Source organism: Paenibacillus tyrphae, from assembly GCF_000722545.1.
In the GTDB taxonomy this organism is placed as follows: Bacteria; Bacillota; Bacilli; order Paenibacillales; family NBRC-103111; genus Paenibacillus_G; species Paenibacillus_G tyrfis.
The window spans coordinates 101412-115311 of record NZ_JNVM01000018.1; the positions used below are offsets into that span (position 1 = coordinate 101412).

A 13900-nucleotide genomic window follows, 5' to 3' on the forward strand; every position below is an offset into this window, starting at 1 on the left:
ACTCCATCTGTTTACAGGCGATAAAGGCGGCCTGCCTATTTTAGCTTTGAAGCAAAGTCCCAATCCGGATAGACGTACGGAACGCTTGGAGCGGCAGCAGGCTCCATACTTTGAACGGTTATTTTGATCACCGTCTGCCCGCGATATTCCATTTTGCCGATCGTTCCGGTTACCGTTACCCAGGAGTCATCGGCAGATTGGCTTGCGTCCGGCGTCTCGGCCACAATCCCGTAAGGCGAAATATCCGCAATGCAATGCGTCATCGCCATTCTGCCGATAATGAGCTGATTTTCCTGCAAACCGGCTTCGCGATAGATGAAACCTTTGATTTTAATAGGCTTGCCTTCAAAATTAGCCGGAAACGTATTGAGGGCTTGCAGCTTTTCAATAAACCATTCATCCTTCATTTCGATCAAATCTTGTTTATATAACCGCATGCCTAATTGGGCGTAGTCCCGGTTGTACTTATCGGCTTTAAACAGCTCTTTTATCGCGGGATCCTCATCGCCCCCTAGTTGTACTAAGTCTGCCGGTCCCGAGGCAGAGTGGACGCTTCCTCCCCCTATAGTCATCCCTTTTTTCTTGGCAAGGGTCCCGGCCAGCGCTTGGTTCGGCAAAAATGTCCCCAATAACAGCGGTAACATAAATAAACTGTAGATGACGGCATGTTTCCAGAAAGACCGGGGCGGCTCATGGCTATGGGAATGATCATGGCCATGTCCGCAATCGCATAGAATGACAGGCTGTATGATCGAACGAATGGAAAAATAAAGCTGAAAAGCTGTAAAAACCGCGAGCCCCGCTACAGCCAAATTTACATAAAATGTAAGCTTCGGTGCTATAAAAAGAAGAATGTCTCCCGATATCGTCAAGTAAGCTGTAAACGCCGTAAATCCGATCAGGATGGCCAATTTCAAAAAATGGTGCACGATAGGGGCATAAGCTTTGCCCATTCCTTATTCCTCCTAACCTCAAGCCCGGTTAAAATGGCAACCATTCGAGGAGCAAAGTCCCCGCATAGACGAAGACGAATACGAGCGAGCTGTACAAGGCTACGAACCTCGGTTTAAAAACGGCCGACATCATCAAAATTCCTTTTAAATTCAGCATAGGGCCGAATACCATAAACGCGACAAGGGAGCTTTTCGAAAATGTTGCGGCAAACGATTGAGCGACGAAAGCGTCCGACGTTGAGCAGAGCGACAGGATAAATCCAAGCCCCATCATCAGCAAACTGGCACTGCCCTGAACATGACCCAGCGCAACCAAGCTGTCTTTGGATACGAAAGCTTGAAGCAAGCCGACGAGCAGAGCTCCGAGCATCAAATATTTGCCCATTTCAAAAAATTCGCTTATCGCATGGCCCATCAGTTCGATCCCTTTATTCCGGCCCGGAGGATGGAATCCGTCATGTTCGTGGTGATGATGCTCCAGCTTGGCTTCGTTATGCTTCAATTGATCCGTTTTAACGAACCGATACACGATGAGTCCGATCGCAAGCGCCACCAGAAAAGCTAGCCCCATACGGGAGATCGTCATCTCCGGCCGGTTGCGGAACGCCGTAAAGGTAGACCAGAACACGATCGGATTTAAGATCGGCCCAACCAATATAAACGTCGTGGCTGCGTACAGCGGCATTCCTTTTTGAATCAGCCTGCGTATCGCCGGAACCATGCCGCATTCGCAGATCGGAAAAATAATCCCGATGACGCTGGCAGTAACGATGCCGAGTACCGGATTTTTCGGAATCATTCTTTGAATGGTCTGCTCCGAAACGAACACCTGCAGCGCCGCCGAGACCAAGACTCCGATCAAAATAAACGGCAGCGCTTCGATAATGATGCTGAGAAACAGCATTTTGAATAGTTGCAGCTTCGGATGTTGAAGGAAAGCTCCAGACGCATTATCGGAAAGAACATATAAGACGATAATGCCGATCAAGGAAACTACGGCCAGGAGATTGCTGTTCCATGGGACGGATTTTTTTTGTACGGCCGGATTTTGCAATGAAATCCCCTCTTATTCGGATTAGTTGAGGAACAGCCGTTCCACTAACCAGATCCCGCCTAAGGCAAGCGCTGTGGCGGAACCGGCAAATACGGCGCGTTTCGAATATTTCCAGCGGTGCAGAAGTCCGAGGAGCGGCAATAAGATGGCGACCATCGTGACTTGCACCGTTTCGATGCCGATGTTAAAGCTGATCAAATCAACCGCCAGCTCGCTTCGCGGTATATCCATCTCCTTCAAAACGTCGGCAAAGCCCATCCCGTGCACCAAGCCGAACAAAAACGTAAGAACCCAACGATAGCTGACCTGGTTGCGGATCATATTGTCCAGCGCAACATAGCAAATGCTGAGCGCAATAGCAGGCTCGACGATAGCGGGAGGCACATCGATCAGACCGAATACCGTTAAGGATAAAGTGATGCTATGGGCTATCGTAAACGCGGTAATCATAGCGGCATACTGCTTAAAGGTTTGTCTGGCGATCAAAAGGGAAAACAGAAACAACAAATGATCATATCCGGTTAAAATGTGACTCATGCCGAGTGTAAAGAACGAGAACCAGCCAAGGCCCGCTTTCGACTCGTCCGGCGCATCATTTTGCGGCTCTTCTCCGGCCTGCTGAGCTTTTTGATGTTGCTGAGGCTGCACATCCTGCGGCAAGCCGGCATAATCGGTTTCCGTCATTTGCAGCGCCCAAGTCCGGTTCTTGCCCGATAAAGCCGCCGTGCTTTTTTGTTTTCCGTACTGAATGGTCAGTAAATTGACATAATTGGTTGCTGCGTCGTTCAAATACAGCTGATCCGCTAAAGCAATCGGCTGCGATGCGGCTACGGGCGGGAAAGTGGCCTTCATGATCACCCTGGTTGCATCCCCTTTTCGGTCAAGAACCAAGCTTTCCGTCTTGGTCCAGGCTTGGGATTCGCCGTTTATTTTCAAGGTAATATTTTTCTGCAATACCGATGCAAGCTCGGCTTTCACGGCATCGAATTCTTCCGGCTCCAGCATGCCGTTTTTGTTGGCGTCTCCGCCGACCAGCTCGATCACGGATAATTCGTCAAGCGCAAAAGTCATTTCGGTACTCGCCTTTGTCAAAGGTTAACGTCGTATAGCTTGCGCTATAAGCATGGGCGTCAACCTCCCGATGGAACGGCAGAAGCAGCAGCAAGGCTGTCGTAAGACAAATGGCAAGCCACCATGCGGATTTCAGCCGAAACATATATTTCCTCCTTGCCAGGATCAGGCTATTTGCAATTTTAAGATAATAGGGATGCCATCCCTAAAGAATGGCACCCTCAAAGTGTTGAGAAAGTGGTCTGGACAAAAATAGAGATACATACGGAGGTGGGGTATCCACTGGAAGAGCGACAGCGTTCGCCTTTGTCTGCGGGAAATACCCGCTGCTAAGCGGCTTCAAATCAAAATTTCCTGCAGCCTGGGGTCCCCGCAAAGTAATCGGATTTAGCTTCTCTGAATCAACTTCACTTTGTGGGGTGGAGCAGCGACTGGAAGTGGATACCCCACCCCCTCGTACACCTCTAATACCTCAATTGACCACTTTCTCAACAAGCTTACACTGAAATTCGGAAGTGGTTCCGCCTATAAATTTAATAGATTATAAATAACTTGAGCGGCTTCTGCGCGGGTGGTTATCCCTTTCGGATCGAATTTGTCCGCTGCGCGTCCTTGAATCAGGTGCAGCGCCGCGGCCGCTTTTACAAATTCGGCGGCCCAGGATGAAACTTGAGATTCATCCGTAAATGACGTGCTTGTTTGGACCAGCGCCTTGTCTTTAAGTTTTTCATACGCCCGCATGAGCATGGAAACCATTTCTTCACGGGTAATTTGTGCATTCGCGTCGAAAAGTGCCTCGCTCCTGCCTTGGACGATCCCCGCTTTGACAGCGATGGAAATCGCCTCGGCATACCAATCGTTCGGCTTCACATCGGTAAACGGCGCTTCGCCTTTTTCCGTGAGCTTCAATGTTCTGACCAGCAGCGTTGTGAATTCGGCGCGCGTTACGCTGCGTTCTGGTTCGAACCCTGTTGCGCTCGTTCCGCTCACAATCTGCTTCGCTGCCAGCTCTTGAATGACGTTCGCTGCCCAATGTCCCTCCGGCAGATCGGCAAACGACTTGGTCATTTCAAGAACCGCATATTTACTGAAGTGACCGATCTCGGCAACCATGTAGCCATCGGTATATTTGCCTCCAATGTATTCGAGACTTCCATTGTCGGAAATATAGTAGATCCCGGCCAGTTTTGGATTAATCCGAGCATCGACCTTCAACCGAATGGTAATCGGTTTATCGAAGGTCTTCAAATCGACGGTTTGGCCATTGACAGCCGTGATCGACAGCTTTAGCTCGTAAATATCTCCTGAGGCCTTAATATCAGCGGCGGAAGCAGCCTTGCCTTTTTCGATAAGCTCCTTCGACTCGGGCTTGCCGAGTGGATTCATGGTAAGCACAATCGTACTATCCTTCTGTGCTTCCGCAGGAAGCTTGCTTCTCAACTGCTTCATCAGATCGGACGGTACGTTGATGACGACTTGATCCGATTTGATCTCAAGACTGTTTTGCTTGATCAGATCGGGTGTAGTCGAAGGCAGCTTAACCTCCGTCACATTCGCCGGAACTTGTACGGTTGTTTTGCCATTTCCGCTGCCAGTTAATTGCTCTTCCCTGATCGTTATCGATTTGTCATTGGCAGCGCCGGCTGTACTGCCTGTTGTGCTGCCTGTAGTGGCACCCGTGCTGCCACTGCCCGTGCTGCCGCCGCTCGTAGTGCTGCCCGTGGTATCTCCCGTAGTATCGCCGCCTGTACTACTTCCCGGGTTACCGCCAGGGGTTTCGCCGGAATCAGAGCCGCTTCGCGTAACCTGGATTACGGATGTCGCTTGGTATCCGCCGTCAACCGTCGTTACGGTAATCGTCGCCGTTCCCGCGCCTACTGCCGTAACCTTGCCGCTGGCATCCACAGTCCCAACGTTCGGGTCGCTGCTTTTCCACGTCACAGCTTTGTTCGTCGCATTCGCAGGCTCCACCGTGGCGGTCAACATTTCCGTTACGCCAGCCGTCATGCTGATCGCGCTCGTGTTCAGCTTCACGCCGGTTACGCCGATACTCGTTACCGGAATCGAGACGTTTACCTCCGCGGCAGCCGTATAACTTCCGTCAACCGTCGTTACGGTAATCGTCGCCGTTCCCGCGCCTACTGCCGTAACCTTGCCGCTGGCATCCACTGTCGCAACGTTCGGGTCGCTGCTTTTCCACGTCACGGCTTTGTTCGTCGCATTCGCAGGCTCCACCGTGGCGGTCAACATTTCCGTTCCGCCAGCCGTCATACTGATCGCGCTCGCGTTCAGCTTCACGCCGGTTACGCCGATACTCGTTGCCGGAATCGAGACGTTTACCTCCGCGGCAGCCGTATAACTTCCGTCAACCGTCGTTGCGGTAATCGCCGCCGTTCCCGCGCCTACTGCCGTAACCTTGCCGCTAGCGTCCACAGTCGCAACGTTCGGGTCGCTGCTTTTCCACGTCACGGCTTTGTTCGTCGCATTCGCAGGCTCCACAGTGGCGGTCAACATTTCCGTTCCGCCGACCGTCATGCTGATCGCGCTCGTGTTCAGCTTCACGCCGGTTACCGGAACAATTTCGGTAACATTCATCAGCTCGCTTGTGTCGCGGACGCGAATCCGATTGCCTTCGGAGTACTTGCCGCTCAAGCCGGTCGCTAGCAGCGTATCTCCCACTTGAAGCGCCGGAACAGGCACTCCGCTTTTGTTGATAATGTATCCGTCAACGAAAACCGCCACATCGCCCGAACCGTCATTCACCACATAGGTATTCGCATTCGGAATGGAGGCTATTTTCCCCTTGACCTGAACCAATTGACCTTGGTGGGCCTCGGAAACGGATTCCGCCGTCGTCATCTGCTTAGGTTCCACCGGAGGACCGGAGCTGATTTTAACGATACTGTTGGCAAACCTGTCGAATATAAGCTCCTTATCATTTTCGAACGTGCCTACATGTCCGTAGACGCGGATCGTGTCCCCAAGCTGCAGCGATCCTGCAGGCACTTCGCTGAATGCCACGATGCCGCCGGTATCGTCCTGAACATAGGCGGAATCGTAAAAGGCCGTCGTCGTCACCTTGCCCTGCACGACAACGCGGGTACCTTCGGGAAGCTGGCGCACCCCGCTGATCGGTGTGACTTTCGCTTCGCGATTCGCAAGCCAGTTCACAACATTCAGCGCGAACGGAACATTGTTGGTCGGGCCGTCATTCTGCGTCATCTGCTTGTCGTTGAAAATATTCATTCCCGCCAAAAAGATTCTGCCGCTGCCAAGCTGCTCCGAAGCGGCTAACGGTATGGCTGAGCCGCCGGTTACATTGGTCAAAGCCGGTCCGTTTTTACCGTTGGCGGTTTGCACATTATATTTCACCGTGTCCGCTTTTACCTGAGGCGAATCTTGGAACGTCGATTCATTGCCCCGGGCCAAAATCGTAACGGTACTGCTGTCGGCAAGCGGAATCTTGTTCCCGGCCCCGTCATTTCCGGCAAGACTTGCCCCGCTGTAGAAGTCCAGCAAAGATACGAAGTCCGTCAATCGGTTGCTTACCGGCGCCAAATGAAGCTTTACCGAAAAATTGGAACTTAGCGGATTGGACCAGAAGTTTCCGCCTGCCGTTTCGTCGAATACGCCGTCGTTGTTAACCAACATGCTCGAACCGACGCCCGATAACAGACTGTTCAAATTTTGCTGCGTTCCGCCGTAATTGCTCTTCTCGGTCAACAATAACGATCCGCCGCGGTTAACAAAATTTTTCAAGACGGCAATTTCGCCGGCCGTATACGTACTGCCGGGATGCGTGATCACCAGTACGTTGACATCGTTCAACAAGGCATCGGTAAGGGCTGCTTTGTTTTCCGCGACCGTATAGCCCTGCTGCTTCAAATTGAGCGTAAAGGAGGTCAGGTTGTTGGCATACGTCCCCGTATCGCTCGTCGTATTCTCGTTATTATGCGTCGCATCGATCATGACTTTGATGCCGAGCGGAGCTTTCACACTGATCGCTTGCTCGTATTTGTTATCGCCCAGATCGTTTCCGTCTCCGGCCTGAAGCACCACGATAATTTTGTGGTCTCCGGAAACCGGGTTCGCCCATACGACACTGGCATCCGCATTCTTATTGGAAGCAAGCGAAGCGATGGTGGCATCTCCGATGACGTGTGCCGCATCGACGCTGTCATAATAGAAATGAGCCGTAAGATTCGTCAGATTAATCGTGCCAAGATTGGCGATTCCGGCCTTCAGCGTGACAGGAATGCCTGCGATGGCGGCTCCTTCAACAACCGTCAAATCGTTTACTTTGACAGACAACGGGTCTGCCGGCGACCAAATCGGAGAAGAGTAGATTCTGTCGCCGTTCTTCTCGGTCACGCGAACGACAAACCATTGCTGTCCGCCTACGACATTGACCGTCGGCTTCCAATTAAACGATGCCGCATCTCCGGACGGTACATAGCTGTCGATGACTCTGCCGCCATTCGTGACAAGTTCCACTTTCGCGACGTTAGCATTGGTTGCCGGAGTGTAGCTGCTGTACTTCGGATCGGAAGGACTGAGCTCGCTCCCTGTGACGTTGAAACTCAAGGTTTTGGAATCGACGGTAGCGCCCATATAGTATCCGTTCGCCAGCACATCCAACTGGAAGTTCGGATCTTCACTGAAATAAACGTGCATTTTGCGCATCGCATCGAGCAAGGAGTCTTGTGTCAAATCTTTGGATACGATCACCGTACGTTTCTTCGTTTGTCCCCAAGTGGCGTCATGGTTGTCTTCACCGTATGTCGGCGCCACATGCCATCCCAAATCGAGCGCGCTGAAAAACTTGTTTTCCGCGTTAACGTACGAGTAATGCCCCGACCCGTTGCCTACCTCAAGCATCGTGAACAGCTTGTCCACATTTTTATCATAAGGAATAAAATTGTCGAAAGCGTTCGCCGACATCGCCGGGTGATTGAACTGCGCCGCAATATTATCGTAGGTCAGCGTCCAGGCGTAATAATTTTGCAGGTTTTGATACTTGCCGCCATCCTGCACGCGGTCGATAAAATTGGTGGTCCCGAACACGTTGGAATGTCCCCACGTCGTCGAGGTCATTTCAAATGCCGGGAATACGACGAAACTTCCGTCTTTCGTATACTTTTGAGCCAGACTTTTGGTCAGCTGCCAATCCGATCCGCCGGTTCTTTCCGGCATGCCGTTGTGATCGACGGAATCTTTGCCTGCCTGACTAGAGTCGATGTCGTGCGAGTGGTCGGAAAAAGCGAAGTAATCGTAATTATGCGCTTGAGCCGCCTGCAAAGCCTTCTCAGGGTCGCCTTGGGCGTCATGAGAAATTTGGGTATGGTTATGCGTTGTTCCCCGGTAATGATTGCCGCCGGTAAATCGTGACACAATCTGGAAGGACCACGTATAGGTCGAAAGATTGCCCAGCTTGTCTTTGGCCGAAACCGTAACGTCGTGTTTTCCGATAGCCAAATCGTCATTCGAAGTCAACGTCAGCTTAACGCGGCTTTCCGATCTTTCGGCTCTTGAAGTAAAATCTTTTCCGTCGATGGAAATGGTGATCGACGACGCATCCACACCGCTCTGATCGTTCAAATCGACGGACACGACCGGATGGTATGTTTCAATGCCGCTCAGGTTCGCGGGAAGCTCGTTGGCATAAGCCGGGCCATCCGTATCGGCAACGATATCTACGCTGTTCGGCGTATTCGCGTCTCCGGAAGATTTGGCCGCTTGGCCGGAGCTTTGCGCTGCGATGTAATACAACATTTTCGCAGCCTTTACGTTTTCTTTCGGGATTTTGGCGTTGTAATTGAGATTGTCGGCTGTCGCCATACGGACTTCCGTATAATTGGCGTCCCCTGCATTTTTATAGTAAAGAGTGACGGAATCCGCATATTTGGCCATGGCTTTGAACGGTATATCCAAACCGGTATACGCTTTGGTCAAAGGGACATGATCGAATTGCAGATCTCCTTTGATATCGGAGCCGTTTCTTGGCATTACATAATAGCCGCTCGTATAAGGAGAGCTTATTTTGGATTGACCGACGATTCCCGTAAAAGTTAACGTATCGCCTACCGCCAGCGTGCTGCTCATATCGATCCCGGCCGTGCCCAATATCTTAACGACGGACGTATTGCCTGCATCGTCAGTAATCGTCACGTTGTAATCCGGACCGGCGGAAGGGAGATTGGTTACTTTTCCTTTGACGGAGACGAGCTTTCCTTCCAGCGGCTCCGCCGTTAAGTATGTGTTCAATTTATCGATCGTGATCGAATTCGCGTCCGGCACCAGACTCGGGCCCAAATCCGTAATCGCGGAAGCCGCAAACTGGGTCATGCCGGCGGCAAAAGCGAGTTTGCCGGAAACTCTCACCTTGTTTCCTACTGCAACCGCAGCAGACGGGCCGGTTCCGCCAATCACTTCAATGCCGCCGGTGCTATCTTGGATCGTAAAGCTTGCCGTCCCGCTTCCGAGCGGGCGGGTGGCTGTGACCACGCCTTCGATCGTCGCAGGATAGCTTAACTGAACCGGAAATCCATTCGCATCGTTTACACGCAAAGCCCCGATATTCATCACCGAAGGCTTGCTGTAAGAAGCGGAGTCTACGCGGGCGTAGCTGCTCTCGCGCACAGTCAGCGATTTCAGCGCGTATGCTGTCGTATGGGTCAAGTAGACCGACTGGCTGCCTGAACCCGCGATGGTCATGCTGAAGGAGCCGTCGGCTGCCGCAGTGGCTTGGCCAACGGACACGACGGTACCGCCATTGTCCGTGTAGGCCTTCACCGTAGAGTTCGCCGGTACGGAACCGGAAAGGCCGATGACGGAAGTATTGCCGTCGAAAACGATCTTCGCCGAATCGGGCGCCTCCATGTATTTCGAGTTTCTGACCGTAATTTCGGCAGGGTTGGAAGTGGATTGGGGAGCAAAGATGACAAAGTTCCCGGAAGTGTCTTCTTTTGTAAACCACCCGTTCCCCAACACAAAGGCAGCTCTCGGATCAGAGCCGACGTTTGTTTTGCGCAATATGGTGCCGCTGCCCACCGTGTCGGAAATAAACGGTTTGCCCCAATATAACGGATTTTTGAAAGCTGTCGTTGCCGCGTTGGAATAAGCGATCAAATCGACGATATTGGAGTCGTCAGCGGCATGCACCGCATTGGCCGAGCGGGATAGCACGATAGCTCCGCCTGTGGAACCGCTCGTATTTAATCCTCCTCCGCTCAGATCGACATCGACAGGCACCGGAAGCGGGCTACAAGCTTGCGCTTGAGTAACGCATGTCGAACCTTTGCCGCCGCCAATGAGAAAGTAGCTATGAGCTTTAATGATACCGGACAGCGGCTTCATGGCGGTTGCGTCCATGGTGGCTGCCGAAGTATATCCGATCGACCAACCGTTCAGATTAATATCTTGATTGGTCGTATTGTATAGTTCGACAAACTTTTGATCGTAAAAGGCTCCGCTGTTGCCGCCGTTGACATAAAGCTGGCTGAACACCACATCGCCGGGTTTAATCGTTGTTGAAGTGGATACGTTCACCGCAGCGGAGGAGGTGAAGTTTCCATCCGAAGTCTTAACGGTAATTGTGGCTGTACCTGCGCCGATAGCCGTAACTTTCCCGCCGGCATCCACCGTCGCCACGTTCGTGTTGTCCGAATTCCAGGTAACCGCTTTATTGATTGCGTTCGATGGCTGGACGCTGGCCGTCAGTTGGCCTGTGCTGCCGACCGTTAAGGCTAGGCTGCTTTTGTCCAGCGCCACCCCGGTTACGCCGACAGCCGTATTACTTACATTGACCGCTGCGGATGCTTGATAATTTCCGTCGACGGTTGCCGCGGTAATTATCGCCGTTCCTGCTCCTACCGCCGTCACGCTGCCGTAAGTTACCGTTGCGACGGAGGTGTCGCTTGACTTCCATGTCACCGCCGGATTCGTAGCGTTCGCAGGTTGAACCGTCGCAACCAGTCCGTAAACGGCTCCGCCTACCGTCATATTGACCGCGTTCGTGTTTAACGTTACTCCGGTTACGCTGACCGGCCCGGATGCAGTCGGGATGCCTTCGACTACAACGTCGGCAATGCGGCTTGTCCCGGTCGCTGCGATTTTATCGTTCGTGTACGAGCCGGTACCGTTTCTCGCCGATTCGTCATTGACAAGAAGCCATTTGACATGCACAAGCGATTGATCGTTCGCATCGGCAGGCAGTTGAACTTTATCGAGAACACCGCCGGCCCAAGTCGCGTTCCCGACAGTGGTGGCCCCACCGGCAACGTCTTTCCAGGTGCTGCCGTCCAAGCTGTATTGAAGCTTGAAATTTTTAGGACCGGTACCCGAGCTGTACTGCTTCGAGGAAATCGTAATATTCGAATACCCGTTTGTCGCAAACGAAGCTTTCCAATACCCTTGAACGGTCCAATTGTTCGCGCTGTCAACCTGAATCGAGCCCGGTCCGCCAGAAGTAAAGCCGGTGATGGCAGCTCCGGTAGTCGTAATTTGCTTATTCAAGTTTTCAGACAAACCGGCAGTCGTAAAGCTGGCTGCGGCACCGCTGCCCGTTCCGGAACCGTCCCATTTGACCAAAGTGACCGGCGGCGGCGTATCGGCATGTGTCGTTAGCGATAGCGGCAAAAGCATGGAAAACAACATCACAAATGTCATTGCCATGGCATACCACTTCTTATGCCTGTTTATAAACTGAAACAATTCGGCTTACCTCCCCTTAAAGTTGAACAGCGCAGTCCGACCCACCGCCTTATGGAAGCCGTGAATGACGACACCACAGACTGTGTTCTCTGCGCGATCCTAAAGCAACAGAATGAGTTTTGACTTTCATTCCTTTAGCGTCCAATCTATCCTCCCCCCTTACATTTCCTAAGTATAAAAACATTTGTTATGGGTCTATTAAGCTGATTTTAATATTTTATTAAATGAATTCGACAAAATTTGACATCATTCGCAATGAACATTCTTCTTTTGTGTAAAAACAAAAAAAGCACGGCCGGCGTCCCTTACGGAACGATCCGACCGTGCTTTTCCATTTGCGGGCTATATCTGCGCTGCCGCGCGGATTACCCTTTCAATTGATGCATCTCGACGAGACATTCGGCGCAAATGTGTCTTTCCTTGAAATCACTCACTTGCTCCATAGAGCCGCAAAATACGCAGCGGGGACGATACCTCTCCAGAATGATATGATCACCGCTTACCAATATTTCAACAGGATCGCCTTCGTTCATTTGGTATCTTTTGCGCAGCGATTTCGGGAGTACAATTCTGCCGAGCTGGTCGACTTTTCTTACTACTCCTGCCGGTTTCATCATCAATTCACCTCACTTTCGCACGATTACGCTTGCCCTCCATATAGTTCGACGCTGATGTTAAAATTCCTTCCCATAATTGCGAGTTTTCTCCGTTGATTTCTATGAGTGTCGCATTTTCGTAACTTATGGGCCAAGCTTCAGGACAATTCTGGAAATCCGGTCTGCCGGAGCGCTTCAAACAGGATAATCGCCGCGGCATTGGATAAGTTCAGCGAACGAACGGCGTCCGTCATCGGCAGCCGCATAAGCGAATCCGGGTGCTCCGCCAGAATCTCCGGGGCAAGTCCTTTCGTCTCTTTGCCGAATACCAGAAAATCGCCGTCTTGAAATGTCAAATCCGTGTAAACTTTAGACGCCTTAGTCGTTGCAAAAAAGAACCGGCCATCCTTGTATTTGTCCTTCACTTCCTGAAACGAATCGTGATACTCCAGCTTGACGGCGTGCCAATAGTCCAGTCCGGCCCGCTTGAGGGTCCGGTCGTCGGTATTGAAGCCGAGCGGACGAACCAAGTGCAGCCAAGTGCCGGTCGCGGCGCACGTTCTGGAGATATTCCCCGTATTAGCCGGAATTTCCGGCTCTACCAGTACGATATGAAAAGCCATGCTGCTCTGTTTTCCTCCTGTATGCCTCATTAATTTTACATACGTTTTACCTTTTCTTAATACGAAGATGATAGTGGCCTGAGATAATGGACTCATCCAAGCGACTACAAAGGAGACTATCCGAAATGATGAAGAAGAAAATTCTTGTCGTTGACGACGAACCTTCAATTTCGATGCTCATAGAGTTCAACCTGAAGCTGGTCGGCTTCGAAGTGCACTGCGTCTATGACGGTGAAGCCGTATTCCAGGCGATCCAGCATTTCCGCCCCGATCTGATCGTGCTCGATCTGATGCTGCCCAAGATGGACGGCATTCAAGTGTGCCGCAAGCTGCGCGGCCAGAACAATCTCGTGCCGATCATTATGCTGACGGCGATGCAGGACTTGTCCGACAAAATCGCCGGGCTCGATAACGGCGCCGATGATTATATGACGAAGCCTTTCAGCCCGCAAGAGCTGATCTCGCGGATTCAAGCGATTCTGCGCCGCATCCAAACCCTGCCTTCCACAAGTCCGAACACGCCGGTCTCCATCGGTCAGATCGTCATTCAGCCCGATCAGCGGGAAGTGAAGGTCAAGGGCCAGCCGATCGAGCTGACACCCAAGGAATTCGATCTTCTGCTCTTCCTGTGCAAGCACCGCGGCAAAGTGCTCAGCCGCCAGCAACTGCTGCACGGCGTCTGGGACTATCATTTCCTTGGCGATACGCGGATCGTCGACGTGCACATCAGTCATTTGCGCGACAAGATCGAGACCAATGCCCGCAACCCTGAATATATCGTAACCATTCGCAACGTCGGTTACAAATTGGCCGAGCCTGCCATGAAAGAATCTTACGCCTAATATCCGATACAACGAGCGCCGCGCAAATCTTGCCGCGGCGTTCGTGTTA

General features: G+C 51.8%; 8 protein-coding genes. 1 reads left to right on the top strand and 7 read right to left on the bottom strand.

What is annotated here, in order from left to right; translation table 11 throughout:
* Window positions 1-35: 35 nt before the first annotated feature.
* The 7 genes from ET33_RS22425 to trmL all read right to left on the bottom strand — a co-directional run bounded on the left by ET33_RS22425 (window position 36) and on the right by trmL (window position 13009).
* On the bottom strand, window positions 36-953 hold the full coding sequence (locus ET33_RS22425; protein ID WP_036687000.1) for a TIGR03943 family putative permease subunit: 918 nt from the start codon (window positions 951-953) through the stop codon (window positions 36-38).
* Window positions 954-981: 28 nt separating this feature from the next.
* On the bottom strand, window positions 982-2007 hold the full coding sequence (locus ET33_RS22430; protein WP_036687003.1) for a permease: 1026 nt from the start codon (window positions 2005-2007) through the stop codon (window positions 982-984).
* Window positions 2008-2028: 21 nt separating this feature from the next.
* Window positions 2029-3078: a HupE/UreJ family protein gene (locus tag ET33_RS36600; RefSeq protein ID WP_051775519.1), complete on the bottom strand. Its 1050-nt coding sequence runs from the start codon at window positions 3076-3078 to the stop codon at window positions 2029-2031.
* Window positions 3062-3223 (bottom strand): hypothetical protein, encoded by a 162-nt coding sequence (locus ET33_RS38990; RefSeq protein ID WP_161783562.1) that lies wholly within the window; start codon window positions 3221-3223, stop codon window positions 3062-3064. The genes ET33_RS36600 and ET33_RS38990 overlap by 17 nt, the downstream gene beginning before the upstream one ends.
* A 380-nt stretch (window positions 3224-3603) precedes the next feature.
* Window positions 3604-11751, bottom strand: coding sequence for an Ig-like domain-containing protein (locus ET33_RS36605; protein ID WP_051775520.1), 8148 nt, complete (start codon window positions 11749-11751; stop codon window positions 3604-3606).
* A 404-nt stretch (window positions 11752-12155) separates the two neighbouring features.
* Window positions 12156-12404 carry an AbrB/MazE/SpoVT family DNA-binding domain-containing protein gene (locus tag ET33_RS22455; RefSeq protein WP_179223653.1) on the bottom strand — a complete coding sequence of 83 codons (249 nt, stop codon included), beginning with the start codon at window positions 12402-12404 and terminating at the stop codon, window positions 12156-12158.
* Window positions 12405-12544: 140 nt separating this feature from the next.
* Window positions 12545-13009, bottom strand: a complete 465-nt coding sequence (trmL, locus tag ET33_RS22460) for a tRNA (uridine(34)/cytosine(34)/5-carboxymethylaminomethyluridine(34)-2'-O)-methyltransferase TrmL (protein WP_036687009.1) — start codon at window positions 13007-13009, stop codon at window positions 12545-12547.
* A gap of 125 nt (window positions 13010-13134) precedes the next feature.
* Here trmL and ET33_RS22465 point away from each other — a divergent pair, with 125 nt between their 5' ends.
* The gene (locus tag ET33_RS22465; protein WP_025851217.1) at window positions 13135-13851 is read left to right on the top strand and encodes a response regulator transcription factor; all 717 of its coding nucleotides are present in this window, start codon (window positions 13135-13137) and stop codon (window positions 13849-13851) included.
* Window positions 13852-13900: the final 49 nt, after the last annotated feature.

Excerpts from the sequence above, each read along its gene's own strand:
- ET33_RS22455 (WP_179223653.1), bottom strand. The coding sequence starts at position 12,404 with ATGAAACCGGCAGGAGTAGTAAGAAAAGTCGACCAGCTCGGCAGAATT.
- ET33_RS36600 (WP_051775519.1), bottom strand. The coding sequence starts at position 3,078 with ATGACTTTTGCGCTTGACGAATTATCCGTGATCGAGCTGGTCGGCGGA.
- trmL (WP_036687009.1), bottom strand. The coding sequence starts at position 13,009 with ATGGCTTTTCATATCGTACTGGTAGAGCCGGAAATTCCGGCTAATACG.
- ET33_RS38990 (WP_161783562.1), bottom strand. The coding sequence starts at position 3,223 with ATGTTTCGGCTGAAATCCGCATGGTGGCTTGCCATTTGTCTTACGACA.
- ET33_RS22425 (WP_036687000.1), bottom strand. The coding sequence starts at position 953 with ATGGGCAAAGCTTATGCCCCTATCGTGCACCATTTTTTGAAATTGGCC.
- ET33_RS22465 (WP_025851217.1), top strand. The coding sequence starts at position 13,135 with ATGATGAAGAAGAAAATTCTTGTCGTTGACGACGAACCTTCAATTTCG.
- ET33_RS36605 (WP_051775520.1), bottom strand. The coding sequence starts at position 11,751 with ATGGCAATGACATTTGTGATGTTGTTTTCCATGCTTTTGCCGCTATCG.